17 protein-coding genes and 1 pseudogene are annotated in these 18,705 nt (G+C 70.3%); 4 read left to right on the top strand and 14 right to left on the bottom strand.

Annotated elements, in window-relative coordinates; translation table 11 throughout:
• Together ACLEQD_RS11695 and ACLEQD_RS11690 are read left to right on the top strand one after the other, a co-directional pair.
• A partial coding sequence (locus ACLEQD_RS11695; RefSeq protein WP_410383585.1) for a cyclic nucleotide-binding domain-containing protein occupies window positions 1-826 on the top strand: 826 nt, incomplete at its 5' end.
• 146 nt (window positions 827-972) lie between these two features.
• On the top strand, window positions 973-1,290 hold the full coding sequence (locus tag ACLEQD_RS11690; protein WP_410383584.1) for a hypothetical protein: 318 nt from the start codon (window positions 973-975) through the stop codon (window positions 1,288-1,290).
• Window positions 1,291-1,293: 3 nt separating this feature from the next.
• Here the strand turns inward: ACLEQD_RS11690 and ACLEQD_RS11685 are convergent, their stop codons facing one another.
• From ACLEQD_RS11685 to ACLEQD_RS11655, 7 genes are all read right to left on the bottom strand, one after another.
• Window positions 1,294-2,664: a hypothetical protein gene (locus tag ACLEQD_RS11685; protein ID WP_410383583.1), complete on the bottom strand. Its 1,371-nt coding sequence runs from the start codon at window positions 2,662-2,664 to the stop codon at window positions 1,294-1,296.
• 53 nt (window positions 2,665-2,717) lie between these two features.
• The gene (locus ACLEQD_RS11680; RefSeq protein ID WP_410383582.1) at window positions 2,718-4,637 is read right to left on the bottom strand and encodes an ATP-binding protein; all 1,920 of its coding nucleotides are present in this window, start codon (window positions 4,635-4,637) and stop codon (window positions 2,718-2,720) included.
• Window positions 4,638-4,933: 296 nt separating this feature from the next.
• Window positions 4,934-6,088: a hypothetical protein gene (locus tag ACLEQD_RS11675; RefSeq protein WP_410383581.1), complete on the bottom strand. Its 1,155-nt coding sequence runs from the start codon at window positions 6,086-6,088 to the stop codon at window positions 4,934-4,936.
• A 44-nt stretch (window positions 6,089-6,132) separates the two neighbouring features.
• Window positions 6,133-6,858, bottom strand: a complete 726-nt coding sequence (locus ACLEQD_RS11670) for an ImmA/IrrE family metallo-endopeptidase (RefSeq protein WP_410383580.1) — start codon at window positions 6,856-6,858, stop codon at window positions 6,133-6,135.
• Window positions 6,855-7,235 carry a hypothetical protein gene (locus ACLEQD_RS11665; protein ID WP_410383579.1) on the bottom strand — a complete coding sequence of 127 codons (381 nt, stop codon included), beginning with the start codon at window positions 7,233-7,235 and terminating at the stop codon, window positions 6,855-6,857. The genes ACLEQD_RS11670 and ACLEQD_RS11665 overlap by 4 nt, the downstream gene beginning before the upstream one ends.
• Window positions 7,222-7,737: an RNA polymerase sigma factor gene (locus ACLEQD_RS11660; RefSeq protein ID WP_410383578.1), complete on the bottom strand. Its 516-nt coding sequence runs from the start codon at window positions 7,735-7,737 to the stop codon at window positions 7,222-7,224. The genes ACLEQD_RS11665 and ACLEQD_RS11660 overlap by 14 nt, the downstream gene beginning before the upstream one ends.
• 302 nt (window positions 7,738-8,039) lie before the next feature.
• Entirely contained in the window at window positions 8,040-9,701 is a 1,662-nt protein-coding gene (locus ACLEQD_RS11655; protein WP_410383577.1) for a bifunctional aspartate transaminase/aspartate 4-decarboxylase, read from the bottom strand.
• Window positions 9,702-9,903: 202 nt separating this feature from the next.
• Between ACLEQD_RS11655 and ACLEQD_RS11650 the strand changes: the two genes are divergently transcribed.
• Window positions 9,904-10,698, top strand: a complete 795-nt coding sequence (locus ACLEQD_RS11650) for a GNAT family N-acyltransferase (RefSeq protein WP_410383576.1) — start codon at window positions 9,904-9,906, stop codon at window positions 10,696-10,698.
• Window positions 10,699-10,781: 83 nt separating this feature from the next.
• Window positions 10,782-11,471 (top strand): iron-containing redox enzyme family protein, encoded by a 690-nt coding sequence (locus ACLEQD_RS11645; RefSeq protein WP_410383575.1) that lies wholly within the window; start codon window positions 10,782-10,784, stop codon window positions 11,469-11,471.
• 18 nt (window positions 11,472-11,489) lie between these two features.
• Here ACLEQD_RS11645 and ACLEQD_RS11640 read toward each other — a convergent pair whose 3' ends face one another.
• The 7 genes and pseudogenes from ACLEQD_RS11640 to ACLEQD_RS11610 all read right to left on the bottom strand — a co-directional run.
• Window positions 11,490-12,575, bottom strand: a complete 1,086-nt coding sequence (locus tag ACLEQD_RS11640; protein WP_410383574.1) for a response regulator transcription factor — start codon at window positions 12,573-12,575, stop codon at window positions 11,490-11,492.
• A gap of 153 nt (window positions 12,576-12,728) precedes the next feature.
• Complete coding sequence (locus tag ACLEQD_RS11635; protein WP_410383573.1) at window positions 12,729-13,112, bottom strand: hypothetical protein; 384 nt, start codon at window positions 13,110-13,112, stop codon at window positions 12,729-12,731.
• A gap of 197 nt (window positions 13,113-13,309) precedes the next feature.
• Window positions 13,310-13,798: a hypothetical protein gene (locus ACLEQD_RS11630; protein ID WP_410383572.1), complete on the bottom strand. Its 489-nt coding sequence runs from the start codon at window positions 13,796-13,798 to the stop codon at window positions 13,310-13,312.
• A complete protein-coding gene (locus tag ACLEQD_RS11625) occupies window positions 13,777-14,148 on the bottom strand; it encodes a hypothetical protein (protein WP_410383571.1) in 372 nt (123 codons plus the stop codon). Before ACLEQD_RS11625 ends, ACLEQD_RS11630 begins: the two co-directional genes overlap by 22 nt.
• Window positions 14,148-14,924, bottom strand: coding sequence for an alpha/beta fold hydrolase (locus ACLEQD_RS11620; protein WP_410383570.1), 777 nt, complete (start codon window positions 14,922-14,924; stop codon window positions 14,148-14,150). Before ACLEQD_RS11620 ends, ACLEQD_RS11625 begins: the two co-directional genes overlap by 1 nt.
• A gap of 28 nt (window positions 14,925-14,952) precedes the next feature.
• Window positions 14,953-18,168, bottom strand: coding sequence for a non-ribosomal peptide synthetase (locus tag ACLEQD_RS11615; RefSeq protein ID WP_410383569.1), 3,216 nt, complete (start codon window positions 18,166-18,168; stop codon window positions 14,953-14,955).
• A 137-nt stretch (window positions 18,169-18,305) separates the two neighbouring features.
• Window positions 18,306-18,695 (bottom strand): annotated as a pseudogene (locus tag ACLEQD_RS11610) (AMP-binding enzyme); the annotation flags it as partial.
• Between the last annotated feature and the right edge of the window lie 10 nt (window positions 18,696-18,705).

Genomic DNA, 18,705 nt, shown 5'->3' with positions numbered 1-18,705 from the left:
GCGGGGTGGGGCGCTGGAGCGCGCGCTGGAGGTCTACCGGGGCCTGGGGGCCCGCGAGTCCATGGCGCACTGCCTGGTCCGCCTGGGCCGCCCCTTCGAGGCCGCGGACCTCTACCAGGAGCTGGGCCAGGCCCACGCGGAGGCCGAGGCGCTGGGCGGCGTGCTCGCGGAGGACCCTCGCTACGTCGAGGCGGTGCTGCGCACGTGCAAGGTACTGGACGCCGGAGGCTTCACGCACCGGGCGCTCGCGGTGCTGGCGGACGCGCTGAGCAGCTCCGAGCTCCTGCGCGCGGATCCGGTCCTGGTGACGGAGAAGGCGCGGCTGTTGCGGCGCATGGGCCTGGACGTGGAGGCGGAGGCGCTGCTCGCGCGGCTGGCCGCGGGCGCGACCGTGCCGGAGGCCAGCGGCTACCGCTTCCTCAAGGCCATCCCCATCTTCGGCGAGCTGACGCTGGAGGACATGAAGGACCTGTACCGGCTGGCGCGGCCCGTGGCGGTCACGCCGGGCTCGGTGCTGCTGGAGAAGGGCTCCCCTGGCACGGGCCTGCTCGTGCTGCTGGAGGGCACGGTGGACGTCTTCTCCGGCAACGAGCCGAACGCGCGGCACCTCAACACGCTGGGGCCGGGCTCGTTCCTGGGGGAGATCTCCCTCGTGCAGGACGGCCCCGTGTCCGCGAACGTGCGCGCGAAGACGGCGGTGCGCGCGCTGCGCATCACCCGCGAGAGCTTCCAGCACTTCCTGACCACGCACGACGCGGCCTCGCTGCACATCTACCGGCTCTTCACGCAGAACCTCGCGGCGCGCGTGCGGGCGCTGAGCGGCTGAGCGCGGGGAGGGCTCCGGTCCTCCTGGCCGCCCCGCCCACCGCCCTGCCCGTGAGGAGGCGGGCGAGCACGGCGCGGGGGCCTTTCATTGGACCCGGGTCCATCCCCATCCTCCTGGACAACCCTCCTGTTCGGAAGGACGTCCCGATGGCTTCAATCGACGCACTGAGGCAACAGGCTCGCGCGAACTGGCGCACGTGGCTGGCGTGGGTGGCCACGCCCATCGCCGCGCTCCCGTTGCTGGGGGTGGGCGGCCTTCGCCGGGTCGGCCTCGTGGACGAGGTGGCCGCGGGGGCCGTGGGGCTGGGCCTGTTGTCGCTGACGCTCATCGGCCTGGGACAGCTCTCCCGGACGGCTGCCCGCCCGGCGGCCGGGAAGGCGTGGGAGAAGGCGCCCAGGGACTTCCCCATCTCCGGCGCGATGGTGCCGGAGGAGTTCGCCGCGTCGACGGCGTCCGGCCACTGACCGTCAGGGGCGGCGCTCGATGCCGATGGCGATGGAGGGGCCGGTGAGGGCCTCGCCGGTGCCGTCGGAGAGCGACACGATGCCCAGGCTGGCGGAGAGCACGGTGGTGCCGGAGCCGCCGGTGCCCTTGAGGAAGCTGCGCACGCCCAGCTCGCCGAAGCCCCACCCGCTGGCGGAGCCCCCGCCCGCGCCGAAGAGGGAGAGGCTGGGCGTGAGGGGCACCTGGACCTCGCCGCGTCCGGAGCCGAAGCGGAACTGGTTGTCGCGCGAGAGGATGGCGGAGTTCCAGGCGAGGTGGAACCCGTCGAGCGCCCCCAGCCGCAGCACCTGCTGGAAGGACGGCCCCGCGTTGGAGTCGCACACGGTCCGGCCGTTGATGGGCTCGTAGGTGATGGGGTCGTAGTCGAACCGCGGACCGCACTCCTTCTGACCGAACAGCGCGCCCGCGCCGAGGCCGACCTCCAGGAAGGCGGTGGAGTAGGCCGCCGCGACGTAGGCGGAGCCCGGCGTGTGGCGCAGGCCCGTGCCCAGGCCGAAGCCCACGGGGTCGAACTGCGCGCTCAGCACCAGGGGCAGGTCGCCCGGGCGCCACGCGATGAACGCATCCAGCAGCAGGCCGCCCGCGCGCGCGGAGTTGCCCAGCCGCGTCTTCGCATCCAGCGCGAGGAAGGGCCGCGCATGGAAGCCGTAGCGCAGGCGGGGCACGCCCGGTTCGGGGAAGAAGAGGCGCGCGGTGGCGGGGGCGTCCGTGACGACGGCGGTGTCCCCCACGCGCACGTTCTCCCCGCGGCCCAGGCGGGCGACGGCGGTGTCCTCGCGCGATTCGACGACCCGCAGCACCACCTCGCGGGAGTCCTGCGTGCGGATGCGGACGCGCGCGCCTTCACCCAGGCCCGCCGCGTTGCCCCCGGAGAGCGTCACGTCGCCATCGTTCACGGCGGTGACGGTGACCCGGGTGGAGGCGGGGGCCGCCGGGGACGGCGGGGCCTGGGTGGGGGGCGGCGTCCGGGTGACGACGGTGAGCTCGCGCGTCGCGCCCAGCGCGGAGGCCAGCGAGTCCGGCCGGGGCTGCTCCGGCGTGGCGAGGGAGAACGCATGGGCCTCCTCGCGCTGCTCGATGGCGAGGAGGGACTGGCCCACGACGACGAGCCGCACGAAGCGCCGGCCCTCTTCGATGCGCCGCACGAGCTGGGGCGCCGCGCCGTCGAGCCTGAGCACGGCGATGCCGCCCCGCCCGAGGGCGGCGTAGGTCACGCCCTGGTGGACGACGGAGTCGAGCACAGGGCCCAGGCCCAGCGCCTCCGCGGCAACTGAGGCCGGGGACGCGGGAGCCTGGGCGACGATGACGGAGGCGAGGAGCGCGGAGACGAGCATGGCGGCTCGCTCTATATCGCTCCTGCCCCCCGGTGTTCCTGGCCTTTGGGTGACTAGTCGACGAGCAGCCGCTTCACGGGCGCGGGGTCCACGGCCACCATCAGGGGCCGGGTGAAGTGGCTGAACGACATCAGGGCCTGCCCTGGCGCGAGCCGTGACACGCGGCTCCACAGGCTCTCGTCGATGCTGCCCACGGACTTCTTCAGCTGGTTGATGACGGCCCCGTCCGTGATCTTGTGGATGATGAAGTTGTTGAGCAGGGCCAGCACCTCGGAGGGCAGGTGCTGGGGGAGCTGGGTGACGAAGACGAGTCCCAGCCAGCGCTTGCGGCCCCGCTTCGCGATGCGCGCGACCTGTTCGAAGAGGGTCTTCATCTGCGCGATGCGGCTGGCGGAAAGGAACTCGTGCGCCTCCTCAATGATGATGAGGACCGGGGTGATGTCCTTGCCCTCGCGGTGGGCCTTCTCGTAGCTGGCCTCCTGCCGCTCCTGGATGCCCCTCAGGATGTCCGCGATGACCAGGTTGTTGAGCTGGGGCGACTCCGTGTCCGACAGGTCGATGACGGACACCCGGCCCGGAGAGAGCATGGTGTCGTACTTCACGCCTTCCGAGGCTCCCATGTCGAAGATGTTCAGCCGGCGCAGCCGCTGGAGCTTGCTCGCCAGCGCCTTCCAGCTGATGACGTTGCGGCTGCTCTGCGCCATCACCCGGCGCATCACCTTGCCGGGGTCGTTCTTGAAGACGCTGTAGAGCGTCAGCGAGTTGGCCGGAGGTCCCTCGTCCTCCTCCAACGCCTCGATCTCCTCGGAGACCGTTCCTCGCGCTTTCGCGGCACGGCGCGGGCGGGCCTTGCCCTCCGCCTTGCCCTCGTCGCTCATGCTGTAGAGATAGGCGTTCACGACGTCCAGCAGGTGCTGGATGGTCATCTTCGGGTAGCCCGTGGACAGCTCGTCCACTTCCAGCGCATCGCGCCGTTCCTCCTCCGTCACGGGATAGACCTCGAAGTCCTCCAGCAGCAGCTTCGTGACGTCGTAGGCCTTGAGGAAGCGCTCCTGCTGCGCCTCCGACATGTCGAGGATCTCCGCCAGCGCATAGGGCGACAGGCTGGAGAAGTTCAGCGAGAAGGCGTGCTTGTTCTTGTGGCGCGGGTTGCGGCTCTCGCGGCCTACCAGGTGATGGATGTGCAGGTCCTTCACGCCCTCGGGGCCCTGGCCCCGGCGCTTGAGCGTCTCCACCATCGCGTGGTGGTCGGTGGGCCGGTCCACGTGCGTGTATTCGCCCTCCACGTCGAAGACGATGGTGGCGATGCCGGAGCTCTGCGCGCGGTGGATGAGCGTGGCCACCGTGGTGGACTTGCCGCCGCCCGTCGTCCCGATGATGCCGGTGTGCCGGGGCAACACGGACTTGTCGCGGGCGTTGATGCGCGCCTCCATCCGCTCGTAGCCCACCACGGTCCCGATGCTCATCTCGCCGCTGACGCCCAGCACCTTCGCGCTCTCCTCCTCGTCGAGCACGAACACGGGGCTCTGCGGCCGCGGCCGGAAGCGGTGCGGCTTGAGCACGCCCGCGACCTCCTCTCCGAGGATCTCCACCTCCGCGCGGCCGTGGTACTCGAAGGTGTACGTGAGCTTCTTGCCGTGGGTCACCACGCCAATGGCCATGGTGGAGTTCGCGGGCACGGCGTTCGGCTCCGCGAAGGGCCCCTGTACGACGACGCCCAGGTAGGCCTTGTCGTCCTCGCGGCACTTGATGCGCACCAGCGTCTGCGACGCCAGCCGGTGCAGGTCCTCCTTCGTCGACAGGACGGTGACGAGATTGTCGTGGCTCGCGCTGGTGTCGAAGTGGGTGAAGCCCACGGCGTTCTCCAGCTCCGGGTCGGCCTTGAGCGCCTCCGAACGTTCCTTCGCCGCGTCGATCTCCCCCTTCGTCTTGTCCGGCAGGGGCAGGACGACCTCGTTGCGCGGAGCCTCCACGGGAGGCGGCTTGGGAACGGGCCCCCGGGCGATGGAGACTGGGGTGGGGCCCCCGCGCTGGCGGCAGGCCTCGGTGGCGCACCCGGGCCCGTCGGGCGCGGTCCGTTCATCTGGACGTTCGCGGGCGGAGTGCCCGGCGGTCGAGCTCCCGGCGGAGGCGATGCCGTCCGCTGTCCATTGGGCGCCGTGGCGACCTGGCCATTCACTGCATTCCCGTTGTGCGCCACGCCGTTCTGCGTGGGATTGCGGCCGGGTACGGCGGTGTTCCCATTGTCAGGCATGCTGTCGTTCCCCCATCAGCGACGTTGCTTGCGACCGTTGAAGTATTGAAGGCGTGCGTCGGCTTGCGCGTAGGCGTCCTGGACCAGCCCCTCGAAGCCATCCACGCCGAAGGCGCTGCGGCACGTGGCTTCCGCGACGTCGAGCAGCATGGGGTAGCCCTGTTCCGGGCGCAGCATGCTGTCCGCGATGGCTATGCACGCGGCCATGTGGGCATGGTCGACGTGCGCGTAGAAGACGCGGGGCGGGGCGTTCGCCGAGGCGCGGAACAGCCCCTTCACGACCTTGTGCGAGTACGTCTGGATGAAGTCTCGCGCCAGGCCGTACTCCTCCAGGTCGTACTGCCATCCGTCCAGGATGTCCTTCCCCTCCTGCTTCAGGGACTCGAGGATGACGAACTCGCCGGGCCTGAGCGCATGGCCCATGGTGAGGAAGCCCCGGTCCTCCATCCGCGCGGAGACGAAGACGAAGCGGGGATGCGCCTTCATCAGCCGCTCGAGCATCTCCAGCGACACCTTCAGCAGGCTCTTGTAGCCGGAGCCGGTGATGAGCTCCCGGGAGAGGGGATTGCCCTGGCCCATGCGCCATGGGGCCTTCAGCTTCTCCACCAGGATGGCGCGCTCCGCGTACGCGCGGATGCCTCGCCGCGCGAGCCGCGACAGGCTGTCCGGCCCGCTGCGTCCCGGATGCGAGCGGTTCTGGCGCATCTCGATATAGGACAGGGCTTCCTGGTAGGGGTCCGGCGCGTCCACCGTCACCTCGCGGCGGAACAACCGCTGTGAGAAGGTGCCCGCGGTGCCGCCATAGCCAATCGCGGCGATGCCCAGCTGGGTGATGTCCAGGGGCAGCGTCTCATGCGTCACGGAGATGCCGTTGACCGCTTCCACCTGCCCGGCGAAGAGCAGGCCGGAGTGGATGTCGGCCAGCTGTTCCTGGCTCAACTGGTAGAGCCCGGCGCCCTCGGGCGCTCCAGGCCGTGTCTTGAGCCGGGGGAGCAGCTCCTGGCGGATGATGGACCGGAGCTGGTCCTCCTTGTGGATGGCGCCGCCAATCTCCTGTCGGTAGCGATCCATGATGACCTGGAGGTCCAGGCCTTCTGCCCACGTCTCCAGGTTGAGCGTGCGCTCCAGGTCCTCGCGGAACGAACCGCGGAAGTCCTCGTCGCCAGTCAATTCCTCATCATCGTCATCGTCAAAGCGCCCGTGGCCGCCCATGGTCACCCTGCGTCCTCACCGAGAAATGAAACAATGGAAAAGCGGGAGCGGCCCTCTTCGCGGCGCAGAATGCGCGCGTAGGTTTCCGCCATGTGTCCGGGCAGCCCGAAGTGCTGTCCCAGTCGCTGCTCCTGCGTCTCCGCGGGTCCGTCCTGCATCACCTGCCGTGCAAGCTTCGAAGGCGCGAGCCACTCCAGGGCCAGCCGGTCCGCGCGCTGTTCGGAGCGTGCCACCACGCCCGTGCCGACAGCACCGGTGGGGCCCCGGTCCATCAAGTGGATCTGCACGCCAATGGGGACTCCCTCCAGTACGGATGTCAGCGACTCTTCCCGGGTGGCCGGTCGCTTCTGGTCCAGGACGTCCTGGATGCCGCCTCCGAAGAAGTCCAGGGCCCGCTTTCGAGGCAGGAGGTGGTCGAGGAAGAAGTGGCCCAGTTCATGGGCCACGGTGAAGCGTTGTTCGTCGGGACCGTCGTTCCGGTCGAAGAACACCAGCCCCTTGCCCTCCCAAGCCACCATGCAGCCGTGCATCGCGCGGTGGTAGCCAATCTCCACGGTGCGGCCTCGCTGGGCCAGCCACTGGCGCACCTTCTCCGAGGACAGGTCTCGCAGGCCCACCGGCCTCACGCGCAGACGCATGAGGGCGTCCGCCGTGACGTCGTAGGGGAAGTCCTCTGGCGGAGGAAGGCCGCTGGCCTCCACCGCCTCCCTCAGCCAGGCCGGCTTCATGAGGAGGGCTCTTCCTGCTTGTTGCGCCGGTCACGCGCTGCGAGCTGGAGCGCGGTCACGCGTGGTGGCGCCTCGTTCGCGGCACCAGAGTCGCTTGGCCCCATGATCTCCACCTGCCGGAGGACGTTGACGAGCGCGAACGACTCCAGGCCGAAGCGGCCGCAGAGGATCTTCACCTGCTCGGCGAACGCTTCACCCGCCGGCCTGCGGCACAGCGCCAGCATGTTCAGCGTCTGCTCATCGCAACCCAGTTCGTCCGCCAGCGCGTTCGCGGAGCAGTCCTCCAGCGTCTGATACGTGGCGAACACCTGACCCATCAGCCCGTGCTCGGTGGTGCTGCGTTCCGCCGCTCGCTTCAACCAATCAAGATTCGTCATCGGTGTCCTCCTTGCAGAGGCTCTTCAATCGCTTCTTCAGGCGGTCGGTGTGACGCTTCACCTCCCGCCGCATCTCGTCCTGGGACAGCTGCGAGAGGCCCAGCGCCTCCGCCAGCTGTTCAGTGGAGCGAACGCCCAGGAGGAGCAACCGGATGCAGGACAGATCCCGCTCCGACAAACCCGCTCCTTCAATGCGCGCCACCGTTCGCTTCAGGTCCACGTGCTCCTCCAAGGACACATTCGGAGCCGATGGAAGAAGTTCGACGAACGTTCTGGGATCCTGTTCTCGCCGGGTTCTCGCGGTTGCGGAGCGGAAGCGGTCCTGGGCTTTCCGTCGGGCGATGAAGGTGAGGAACGTCACCAGACTGGACTTCTGTTCCTCATAGAGGCCGGGGTTGTCCCGGTAATGAAGCACCGCGTCGATAGCGGAGTCGTTGGCATCGTCGTGGGAGCATCCCGGATTGCGTTCCAGCGCCCGGACCAGAGGCCCCATGAAGGTCATGAAGACGTCCAGGGTCGCAGTCGGATCGTGACTCAGCATCCGCTCGTGAAGGTCCCACCCTCGTTGTCGTGATGGACTGGTCATCCCCCACACCTCACCGGCATGCGTACCCCCGCGTTCAGGTTGGAAATCGGCCCGCCTGAACCTTCGCTACAGCCCTGCTGAGTTCGACGGCGTGATGTCGCTTTTCCAAGCCGGGAGGTTGGCGAGGTCGAGGATCCGTGTCTGTACCTCGGAAGGGGTACTGCCTTTGCGGACAGTGAGTCCTTCGCGATCCCCCTGGATCGGAAAAGACACCTGTTTCAATGCAACGCCGGCGGCTGTCCGCGGGACTGCTTCCACGCCTCAATCGCCCGCCGCACCTCATCCAGGATGTCTCGGCCAATCCGGGAATACGCGTTGTCTTCCAGGTTCGCCAATGACACACGGGCCGACCAGGGAGGTCCGTCGAAGCCGGTGCCGTTGAGCAGCACCACGCCGTGGCGCCGGGCCAGCGTGAAGACGATGTCCAACGGGTCGGGGTGCTCCTGGACGAAGCGGACGAAGTCCTCGCCAAGCTGTTCGCGGCACCAGGCTTCCAGGTCGAGCGTCTGGTAATAGGCCGTCCGCAGCGGATCCGCGTGCAGGGGGATGCCCAGCCCTTCGCACAGGGCCTGGAGCCGGTCCTGGCAGATGCGCTGGCAGCGCTTCTTGTAGACGCCGTCCTTGTCCAGCAGCGAGAACAGCGAGAACAACGTCAGCTGGAGCTGCTGGGGCAGGGACAGGCCCGCCGTGTGGCTCAACGCCACGGCCCGGCTGTCCGCCACCATCCGGTCGATGAACTTCAACCGCCCCGGGTGCGACGCGATGGCGCCGTAGCGCGCCTCCAGCCGTGAGCGCACCTTCGCGGGCTGCTTCGCCAACGCTTCATCCAGGATGTTGTCTTCATGGAGCGCCACCACGCCCAGCCGCCAGCCCGTGCAGCCGAAGTGCTTGGAGTACGAGTAGACCAGCAGCGTGTTGCGCGGCAGCTCCGCGGCGAGCGAACGAAAGCCATTCACGAACGTGCCGTAGACATCATCGGTGATGATCAACAGGTCCGGCCGGCGCTTGCGCACCAGCTCCACCAGCTTGTGCACGGACTCCTTCCGCATGGCCACCGCGCCCGGGTTGGACGGGTTGACGACGAAGAACGCCTTGATGCGCGGGTCCTCCAGCTTGCGCAGCTCCGCGTCCGGGTACTGCCAGGTGGGGCGGCCGTCCTTCGTCGTGGCGCTCTGCTGGAGGTCCACCGTGCGCAGCTGGAACTCGTCCATCCGGGGGATCGCCAGGTACGGTGTGAAGAGGGGCGAGCCCAGCGCGAGGGTGTCTCCCTTGTTCAGCAGGCCGTTCACCCTCAAGGAGTGGAAGAGGTAGGTCATCGCCGCGGTGGCGCCCTCGACCGCGAAGAGGTCGAAGCGGCCGGAGGGCGGCCGGCCCGCGAACAGCTCCCGCGCCAGGTACTCCTGCACGATGCGCTCGGCGTGGGGGAGCATCCGGTCCGGAACCGGGTAGTTGTCCCCGATGACGGCGTCCGTGAGCTCCCAGACGAACCGGTCCGGGTTGAAGCCGAGCGTGTGCTCCCCGTACGTCAGGGCGCCGCGCAACAGCTGCACGGCGGGCTCGTCGTCACTCGCGTCCAGGAAGTCATGCAGGCGTCTGGCGATGCCCGGGGAGCGGGGCATGCCCGCGAGCCCCACGCCGGGCTCGTCCCAGGCCCGCCGGCTCTCCGCGAGCGCGAACTGGCCCAGCAGGAAGAAGGCCTCGCGCGGCGTGGTGGCGATCCAGTTGGGATTGCCCCGGCCGGCGTTGAGCATCATCGCCTCGCGGGTCTTCACGGCCTCGTCGGCGACCTGGAGGAGCGCGTCCTTCAGCTCCAAGGGACTGCGCTTGCGCGGGTCGCGGTCGGAAGGGGCCCCCGGGGCCTCGGGCGTCTGCTCGGTCATGGCGTCCTCCTCCTGCGTCCGTCCAAGGTGAATCACATCCGGGACGCGGACCATGCGCCGCGGGGCGGGGCGGGCGGAGGCGGCGGGCGGTTGGCCGGGCTCATCGCAAAAAAGACAACCCGTGAGCGCACTCGGGCGAGCAGCGACGAATGAAAGGTCGGGGCCGGACACACAGTCCGGCGAGCACCAAGCGAGACCCGCCATGTCTTCATGGAGTTGCCGTGTCGCGACAGCACAGCGTGAACTGGATGACGCGCTCCGCGTCCGTTACCAGGTCTTTGGCGAGGAGATGCGGATGCTGGGGCCCAGGCGCCCGCGTGCGCCGCGCGAGGCGGACTGCTTCGACACGCTCCGCACCACCGCCCACGTCGTCGTCTACTCAGACGCGGAGCCGGTGGCGACCGCCCGGCTGCTGATGCCCAACGCGGAGGTGGCCGCGTTCGCGGACACGCTCGTGGGGCTGGACATCGAGAAGAAGCTCGACCTGTCGGAGCTCCTCGCGCCGGGCCGCGTGTTCGCGGAGACCACGCGCTACTGCGCCACCCAGGGCAGCCCCCGCGCGACGGCGCTGCGCCTCCAGGCGGGCCTCTACCGCGAGAGCCGCCGTCGCGGCGTCACCCACTGGATCGCCGCGGCCAACCTGGAGACGGACTCGCAGGAGGAGGCGGACCTCTACTACCAGGCCGCGGCGCGCCGGGGCTGGGTGAGCGAGCGCTTCCGCGTGCGGACCCGGGAGTTTCCCCCGCCACCCACGCAGCCCCTGGCGCCCCGCCTCACGCCGGAGCAGCGCGCCCGGGCCCGTCAGGGCCAGTTGGAGTCGCTGCGCATGCCGCGCATCGTGTCTTTGTTCGCGGACAAGATGGGCGCGCGCTTCATCGGCCCGCCTCACTTCGACCCCGCCTTCAACCGCTTCACCGTGCCGCTCGTCGCCGCGCTGGATGGGATTCCCCAGCGGACGCTGGACCTCTTCGCCGTGCTGGACGCCGACGCCGCCTGACGCAAGGCCGGCGCGCTCCTTCCCCCCTTCACCCTCAACGCAACACCCAACGGGCCTCCACGGGCCCCTGTCAGGAGACGTGTATGTGCAAGCAGCCCAGGCATGAGCAGACGGCGAGGACGGACTGGCTGGACTCCCTGCGGCACGAGGCGCGGATGCTCGTGCGGGAGCTGGACGCGACGCCGGGCGCGCGGCGCCTCTTCGAGGGGCGCATCCGCCAGGATGACTATGCCCACTACCTCATCCAGACGTACCAGTACGTGCGCTGGAGCACGGAGTTCCTCACGGAGTCCGGCGAGCGCATGAAGCGCGAGGGCCAGCACACCGCGCTCGCGGACCTGCTGCTCCAGAAGTCGCGCGAGGAGAACGGCCACGAGAGGTGGTTGCTCCAGGACCTGGCGGCGCTGGGCTGGACGCAGGAGCGGGTGGAGCGCGCGCCGGTCTGCTCCGCGGTGCGCGCCTACGTGGAGTGGAACCGCTTCACCACGCTGTCGGGCGTGCCCACCGCGTTCCTGGGCACGGCCTACGTGCTGGAATTCCTCTCCGTGAACCGGGCCCCGGGCGCCGTGGACCGGCTCATCGCGGACAGCGGCATCCCCAATATCCACAAGGCGGTCCTCTTCCTGCGCGGCCACGGCGCCGCGGACGGCGACCACGTGGCGGAGCTGGAGTCGGTGCTGCGCACGCTCACGTCTCCGGAGGAGCAGGACGCGCTGCTGCTCTCCGCCCGCACCACGCGCGCCCTGTTCCCGAGGTTCTTCCGGGAGCCCTGAGCGCGCCTCTGGACCTCCTCACCCCGGCTTCTGCCTCCAGGCGGCCTGGTAGAGGAGGTCCGTGCGGCTCTCGATGCCCAGCTTGGGGAAGATGTTGCGCAGGTGCGTCTTCACCGTGTTGAGCGTCACGCCCAGGTCCTCGGCGATGGTCTCGTTCGTCCAGTTGCTGAGGAGCCCCTGGACCACCTCGGCCTCGCGCCTGGAGAGCTTCTGGCGCCAGGCCTCCGGCATCGGGATGGCCCGCGAGCACTCCTGCAACACCAGCACCCAGGGCCGGCTGCCGCGCTGCTCCGGCAGCTCCACGAACGTCACCTTCAGGTCGTGCTTCCCCCCGGAGCGCGTCCACGTGTCCACGCCCGGCACCCGCTTCGTCCCCGGCGCCCGGAGGCGGGTCAGGTGCTCGCGCAGCTCCTGGGGCAGCCGCGCGTCGTTCGCCTTCAGCTCCTCCGGGTACCAGCGCCGCAGGAGCTCCGTCGCTCCTGGCGTCCGCAGCTTCTCGTGCTCCGGTGGATCCATCACGACGCACTCGGCGCCCTGGTGGCGGAAGAGGGCGTCCAGCAGGTCGCCCCGCGTCGCCTCGGTCCCGAACAGCAGGCAGTTGCGCACCGTGTTCGTCAGGTAGGGCGTCAGGTCGTCGAGCAGGGCCTGCTCCCGCTCGGAGAAGGGCAGGGTGTGCTCCCGGTACAGCGTGAAGCCTCCATGCCAGTCCTGCCGCAGGTCCAGCAGCACCGCCATCACGTGCTCCAGCGGCAGCCCCAGCTCCCGGCAGCGCAGGTACAGGAGGCTGCGCTTCAATTCCTTGCGTGACAGCCGGTTCGCGTCGAGCGGCGGCGCGTTGGGCTGCTTCACCCCCGGCTCGCGCCCGAGGTCCACCGCCGCCAGCTCCGGGTAGTGCGCGAAGAGGATGCCCGGCGCCCCCAATCCCATCCACTCGTAGTCGCCGGGCCGCTCCGGCCTGGACACGCACAGCGCCGCGTAGTCACAGGGCAGCAGCCGCGCGAGGGTCCCCTGGGCCCGGCCCAGGACCTCGGTCAAGTCCAGGGAGCTGGAGAGCACCTGGGTCAGCTCGAGCAGGAGCGCCTGTTCGCGCGCGGTGAGATTCATTCGACGGGGCCTCCTTCCATCCGGTCCGTGCAAGGACATACCGGTGGCGAGGCCTGGGGGTCTGTACCCCGCAATGGGTATGGATGGGCTTTCGCTCAAACGAAGCCCATCCACCCGTGCCATTGCGATGTCTGTCGATGCCGGGGCGCGGCGCTAGTTGCCCGCGCTGCCTTCCACCGGCGGCGTGCCCGTGGTGGGGCTGGCGGAGCTGCCCATCTGCTTGTTCTGGTCCCAGGACGGCGGCGTCACTTCCAGCTTCGCCCCCTTGTTGCCCGGGGTGCCCGAGTTCGGGGCGCCGGGCTCCGCGGCCGCCGAGTGGTCGCTGGTGCTGTTGCTCCCCTGCTCGGTGGAGCCGGAGCCGCCGACGCCTTCATCCACGCTGGACGGGGCCACCGCGTTGTCGTCGGCCTCGTCCGCCGGCTTGAGGTCCTCGGAGTCCGAGGTGCCCGCGGCGCCCGAGCCGCCCGTGCTTGTCCCAGCGCTCCGCGCTGTCCTGGGGCGCGTCCGTGGACGGCTCCTGCGCGGGCGGAGTCTCATGGTCGGTGTGGCTCTGCGCGAACGCCTGTCCGGAGAAGGCGAGTGCTGCCAGTGCTGCCATCAGGGGGAGCTTCATGGGTGGCGCTCCTTCGAAGAACGTGTGTGCTTCGAAGGTGGCGACCGTTGGGAGGGAAACAAGCGCTTGACGCACCCCCGGCCCCAGCCGCCTCCCCGCTCGTGGGGCGGACAGGCGGCCTTCAGCCCGTCAGCGCGCGCGGGGGCACCGTGCCCACGGCCCAGGCGGTGAGCTTGCGCAGGAGCTCCGCGCGGTCCTCCGGCACGGAGAAGAGGTGGTCCGCGCGCGGGTAGAAGGCGTAGGTGACGCGGCCCTCCAGCTTCAGCGGCGAGAGCATCTCGTAGAACTGGCGCTCGTGGTTGAAGGACAGCCCCATGCCCCCGGAGAACACGAAGCACAGGCTGACGCCGCGCTCCAGCAGGTGCTGGTAGTCCTGCGTCAGTTGGGAGCGCTCGGGGTACTCGCGCGTGTAGACCTCGTCGGCCTCGCCGGCCTCGCGCAGCTGGGCGGGCAGCTTGCGCTTGCGCAGGAAGCGGGTCCAGCGGCGGGGGCTCAGGTAGCGCAGGTGGAAGCGCAGGTGGTAGCCCAGCGTGCGGTACGTGTACCCGTCGATGAAGGCCGCGGCGACCACGCGCTCGTCGGCCACCGTCACCGCGTGCGCGCTGTCCACGCCGGAGCACAGGCCGATGAGCGCGAAGCGCCGCTGGCCCTTCTTCTGCTCCAGGTAGTCGAGCGCCGCGCGCGTCTCCTCGCGGGCGCGCTGGAACTCGTCGAGCCGCCCTCGCGGCGTGGGCGGCTGTCGCCCAGGCCGGACAAGTCGAAGCGCAGCGTGGTGATGCCGCGCCCCGCCAGCTGCCGGGCCAGCTCCACCCACAGCCGGTACGGGCCCACGTGGTGGTTGAGGCCCACGTTGGACAGCACCACCGCGGGCGCCTCCGGCAGGACCTTCGCCGGGTCGGGCTCCGTGAGGATGCCCACGAGGCTCTGCTCGGGGCCGAAGGTGCAGATGCGCTCGCGCATCACGCGGCCTCCTTCAGCAGCGTGGTGATGGTCTGCAGGATGCGGTTGGACAGGAGCGCGGACTCCTGGCCTCCCGCGCCCTCCTCGGGCACCAGGTGGTGCTGGAAGGGCAGCCCCGTCGCCTCCAGGCGCTCCTGGAGGCGCTGGTACTCGGGGCGGGGGGCGCTGGCCACCAGGTGCGTGCGCGTCGCGGGCCACGCGGGCAGCGCGGCCAGGTCCAGCGCGAGGACGTCGTCGCGCAGGGCGCGGGGGAACGCGAAGCCGAGCAGCTCCTCGCGCACCTCCAGCGGGCTCTCCGGCTGGGGAAAGAGCGTGCGGGTGGCCCGGCGCGCCTGGAGCAGCTCCAGCTCCCGGAGCCAGGCCTCGCCCTCCACCAGCGGCTCCCAGAGCACCAGCGCGGCGGTGGACAGCCCCTCCAGGGCGGCGCGCACCGCGAGCGCCGCGCCCAGGCGCAGGCCCACGAGCGCCACGCGCTGCACGCCCGTCACGTCCTGCAATTCATTGGCGGCGTTGCGGATGTCCTGGACCCACGTGGCCACGCGGCCCTCGTGGACCTCCCCGGCCGAGTCCCCCGTGCCGTAGTAGTCGAAGCGGAAGACGTGGAAGCCTTCGCGCGCGAGCATCCCGGCCAGCTTCCGGAAGGCCCAGTGCGTCAACATGTACTCCTGGGCGGCGGGATAGCAGAGCACCACCCCGGTGGCGCGCTCGGCGCCCTGGGCGGGGTGGTGCATGCCAAAGAGCTGTCGTTCGGAGGTGCCGAAGAAGCAAGGCGTCACGGGCTGACCATTCTCCTCGGAGGGGCGCTCAGTCCGAGCGCCCCGGCAGGTTCCGCTTCAGCTTATTGAACAAGCGTTGCGCCAGGGGAACAGAAGTCTCCTGGGTGGCAGTCTTTGGCGGGGTGGCGGGCTGCGTCCTGGCGGTGGCTGGAGCGGCCGGCGCTACAGCCGCGAGCTGCGAGGCCACCTGCTCCAGCGTGTTGAGCAGGAGCGTGCGCGGGTGCAGCTCCTGGTTCAGCTCCTTCCGGACGCGCATCACCACCTGGAAGGACAGGAGCGAGTGCCCGCCGATGTTGAAGAAGTTGTCGTGCACGCCCACCTGCGCGATGCCCAGCACCTCCCGCCAGATGCGCGCCAGGTGCTGCTCCGTCGGCGTGCGCGGCGCGACGAAGGCGTCCTCGACGGGACGCGCGGTGCCCGCCGGGGGCGGCAGGGCCTTGCGGTCCACCTTGCCGTTCGGCGTGAGCGGCAGCGCCTCCAGCTCCACGAAGTGCTGCGGCACCATGTACTGCGGAAGCTGCGAGCGCAGGTGCTTGCGGAGCTCCGTGTCCGTGTAGCCCTGTCCCGGCTTCGTCACGAGGTACGCGACGAGGCGGCGGTCGCCAGGGCGGTCCTCGCGCACGAGGGCGACGGCCTGGGCCAGGGAGGGATGCGAGGCGAGCGCCGCCTCGACTTCGCCCAGCTCGATGCGGAAGCCACGCAGCTTCACCTGCGAGTCATTGCGGCCCAGGTACTCCACGGTGCCGTCGGCCAGCCACCGGGCCAAATCGCCCGTGCGGTACATGCGCTCGCCGGGGCGGAAGGGATTGGGCAGGAAGCGCTCCTGCGTCAGCTCCGGGCGGTGGAGGTAGCCCAGCGTCACGCCGTCGCCGCCGATGTACAGCTCGCCCGCGACGCCCACGGGCACGGGGGCCAGGTGAGCGTCGAGGAGGTAGAGCTGGGTGTTGGCGATGGGCCGGCCAATGCGGATGGAGGAGAGGGGAGGCTGCACGCGCCAGGTGGTGGACCAGACGGTGGTCTCCGTGGGGCCGTACATGTTCCAGAGGCTGGCGACGCGGGCGAGCAGCGCCTCGGCCAGCTCCCGCGGAAGGGCCTCACCGCCGCAGAGGGCCTTGAAGCCCGGACGCGGCTGCCAGCCGGCCTCCAGCAGCAGGCGCCAGGTGGAGGGCGTGGCCTGCATGACGGTGGCGGCGTTGGACTCCAGCGCGGCCTTGAGGAGCGCGCCGTCGGAGGCGGTGTCGCGGGAGGCGAGCACCACCTGGGCGCCGGTGGTGAGGGGCAGCAGCAGCTCCAGGACGGCGATGTCGAAGGAGAGCGTGGTGACGGCCAGCAGCACGTCCTGCGAGGAGAGGCCGGGGGCCTCCTGCATGGTGCCCAGGAAGTTCACCACCGCCCGGTGCGGCACGCGCACGCCCTTCGGCTTGCCCGTCGAGCCCGACGTGTAGATGACGTACGCCACGGCTTCGGGTGTGACGCCGGGAACCTCGGGGGCGGTGTCCGCCTGCGACGTGGTGTCCTCGACGAGGAGCGCCTTCGCCGTGGTGGAGGGCAGGGTGCCCTGGATCGCGCGCTGCGTGACGATGAGCGACAGCTTCGCGTCCTCGACCATGAAGGCGAGGCGCTCAGGCGGGAAGCCGGGGTCCAGCGGGACGTAGCCAGCCCCCGCTTCGAGGATGCCCAGCAGGCCCACCACCATGTCCGCGCCGCGATTCGTGAAGAGGCCGACGAGGCTTCCGGGGGCAACGCCTTCCTGCTTCAGCGCATGCGCCACCTGGTGGGCGCGCTGGAGCAGCTGCTGGTACGTGAGCGTCACGGCGCCGGAGCGCAGGGCCACGGCGTCGGGCGTGGCCTGGGCCTGCGCGGCGACGAGCGTGTGGACGAAGGCGCTCCGGTCGAACGGCCTCTCGGTGGCGTTCCAGTCCACCAGCACGCGCTGCTTCTCTGTCTCCGGCAGCAGCGGCAGGCGCGACACGGGGACTCCCGCGTCGGACACCGCGGCCCGCAGCAGCGTGCGGATCTGCTCGAGCATGCGGACGACGGTGTCCCGCTCGAACAGGTCGGTGTTGTAGTCCATGCCGCCGACGATGCCGTTGGCCGTCTCCTTCACCCAGAAGCTCAGGTCCAGCGGCGTCGCGTGCGCGTGCACGTGCACCTGGCCGTAGGTGAGGTCGCCCAGGCTGGAGCCGCGGTTGCGCACGTCCTGGAAGGTGAAGAACGTCTGGAACAGCGGCGTGCGGCTCAGGTCGCGCTGCACACCCAGCTGCTGCATCAGCAGCTCGATGGGCATGTCCTGGTGGCCGAACGCCTCCATGCACGTGGTGCGCACGCGCTCCAAGAGCTGCCGGAACGTCAGCTCCGGCGCCAGCTGCGTGCGCAGGACGAGCGTGTTGACGAAGAAGCCCAGCAGGTCCTCGACCTCCGGATGCGAGCGGCCCCGGATGGGCGTGCCGACCACCAGGTCCTCCTGGCCGCTGTAGCGGTGCAGCAGCGTCTTGAAGGCCGTGAGCAGCACCATGTACAGCGTGGCGTTGGACTCGCGGCCCAGCTTCGTGAGCGCGTCCACCTCCGCGCCGGTGAGCACGAAGGGCTCGGTGCCGCCCTTGAGGCTCATCTGCGCGGGGCGCGGCTTGTCCGTGGGCAGCTCCAGCGCGGGCAGGTTCCCGGAGAGCTTTCCCTTCCAGTAGCGCGCCTGTCGCTCCAGCTCCTCGCCCTGGAGCCAGTTGCGGTGCCACTCGGTGAAGTCCGCGTACTGGATGGGGAGGGCGGGGAGGTTGGGCTCCTGGCCCCGGGTGAGCGCGGAGTAGATGATGTCCAGCTCGCGCAGGAACACGTCGAACGACCACCCATCCCAGATGAGGTGATGGGGCATGAAGAAGAGGACGTGCTCGGTGGCGCCCAGCCGGAACAGCGTCAGCCGGAACAGCGGCGGCGCGGTGATGGGGATGGACTCGTCCGCCAGCGCCTGGAGGCGGCGCAGCAGGTCCTCCTCGCGCGTGTGCGCGGGGACGGGCTCCAGGTCCACCGGCTCCAGCTCCACCGTCAGCGCCGGGGCCACGTGCTGCACCGGCGTGCCCTCATCCCACCGCACGAAGGTGCGCAGGGACGCCTGGCGCTCCAGCAGCTTGTTGAAGCTGAAGCGCAGCGCGCCCACGTCCAGCGCGCCGTGGAGGCGGAACGCGGAGGGCAGGTTGTAGACGGCGGTGCCCGGGTTGAGCTGCTCCAGGAACCACAGCCGCTGCTGCATGAGGGACAGCGGCGCGGGCTCGGTGCCGGCGCGGGGCGAGATGCGCTGCGCGGGCTCGCGGCCCCGTCGTCGCCGCGCACCAGCCGGGCCAGCTTCTCCACGGTGGGGGCCTCGAACATCCGGCGCAGCGTGAGGCTGACGTCCAGGTCGCGGCTCGCGCGAGTGAGGGCCTGCGACGCCAGCAGCGAGTGGCCGCCCAGCCGGAAGAAGTCCGCCGTGACGCTCACCCGGCGCAGCCCCAGCACGTCCGCGAAGATGGCCGCGAGCTTCTGCTCCGTCTCGTCGCGAGGCGCGACGTAGGCGTCCTCCTGCGACTCCACCTGCGGCGACGGCAGGGCCTTGCGGTCCACCTTGCCGTTCGGCGTGAGCGGCAGCGCGGGCAGGGCCACGAAGTGCTGCGGCACCATGTACTCCGGCAGCCCCTGCTTGAGGTGCGCGCGGAGGACTTCATCCAGGGGCGTCGTCTGCCCGGGCCGGGCGATGAGGTACGCGACGAGGCGGCGGTCGCCAGGGCGGTCCTCGCGCACGAGGGCGACG

Source organism: Corallococcus sp. 4LFB (assembly GCF_046520365.1).
GTDB classification, from domain to species: Bacteria; Myxococcota; Myxococcia; order Myxococcales; family Myxococcaceae; genus Corallococcus; species Corallococcus caeni.
Note: the sequence above shows the minus strand (reverse complement) of the source record. Positions and strands in the feature narration are given on the sequence as shown.

What these genes read in the sequence shown, in the direction of transcription:
- ACLEQD_RS11690 (WP_410383584.1), top strand. Translation starts at nt 973, where the DNA reads ATGGCTTCAATCGACGCACTGAGGCAACAGGCTCGCGCGAACTGGCGC.
- ACLEQD_RS11685 (WP_410383583.1), bottom strand. Translation starts at nt 2,664, where the DNA reads ATGCTCGTCTCCGCGCTCCTCGCCTCCGTCATCGTCGCCCAGGCTCCC.
- ACLEQD_RS11670 (WP_410383580.1), bottom strand. Translation starts at nt 6,858, where the DNA reads ATGAAGCCGGCCTGGCTGAGGGAGGCGGTGGAGGCCAGCGGCCTTCCT.
- ACLEQD_RS11665 (WP_410383579.1), bottom strand. Translation starts at nt 7,235, where the DNA reads ATGACGAATCTTGATTGGTTGAAGCGAGCGGCGGAACGCAGCACCACC.
- ACLEQD_RS11660 (WP_410383578.1), bottom strand. Translation starts at nt 7,737, where the DNA reads ATGACCTTCATGGGGCCTCTGGTCCGGGCGCTGGAACGCAATCCGGGA.
- ACLEQD_RS11655 (WP_410383577.1), bottom strand. Translation starts at nt 9,701, where the DNA reads ATGACCGAGCAGACGCCCGAGGCCCCGGGGGCCCCTTCCGACCGCGAC.
- ACLEQD_RS11650 (WP_410383576.1), top strand. Translation starts at nt 9,904, where the DNA reads ATGTCTTCATGGAGTTGCCGTGTCGCGACAGCACAGCGTGAACTGGAT.
- ACLEQD_RS11645 (WP_410383575.1), top strand. Translation starts at nt 10,782, where the DNA reads ATGTGCAAGCAGCCCAGGCATGAGCAGACGGCGAGGACGGACTGGCTG.
- ACLEQD_RS11640 (WP_410383574.1), bottom strand. Translation starts at nt 12,575, where the DNA reads ATGAATCTCACCGCGCGCGAACAGGCGCTCCTGCTCGAGCTGACCCAG.
- ACLEQD_RS11635 (WP_410383573.1), bottom strand. Translation starts at nt 13,112, where the DNA reads ATGAGACTCCGCCCGCGCAGGAGCCGTCCACGGACGCGCCCCAGGACA.
- ACLEQD_RS11625 (WP_410383571.1), bottom strand. Translation starts at nt 14,148, where the DNA reads ATGCGCGAGCGCATCTGCACCTTCGGCCCCGAGCAGAGCCTCGTGGGC.
- ACLEQD_RS11615 (WP_410383569.1), bottom strand. Translation starts at nt 18,168, where the DNA reads ATGCAGCAGCGGCTGTGGTTCCTGGAGCAGCTCAACCCGGGCACCGCC.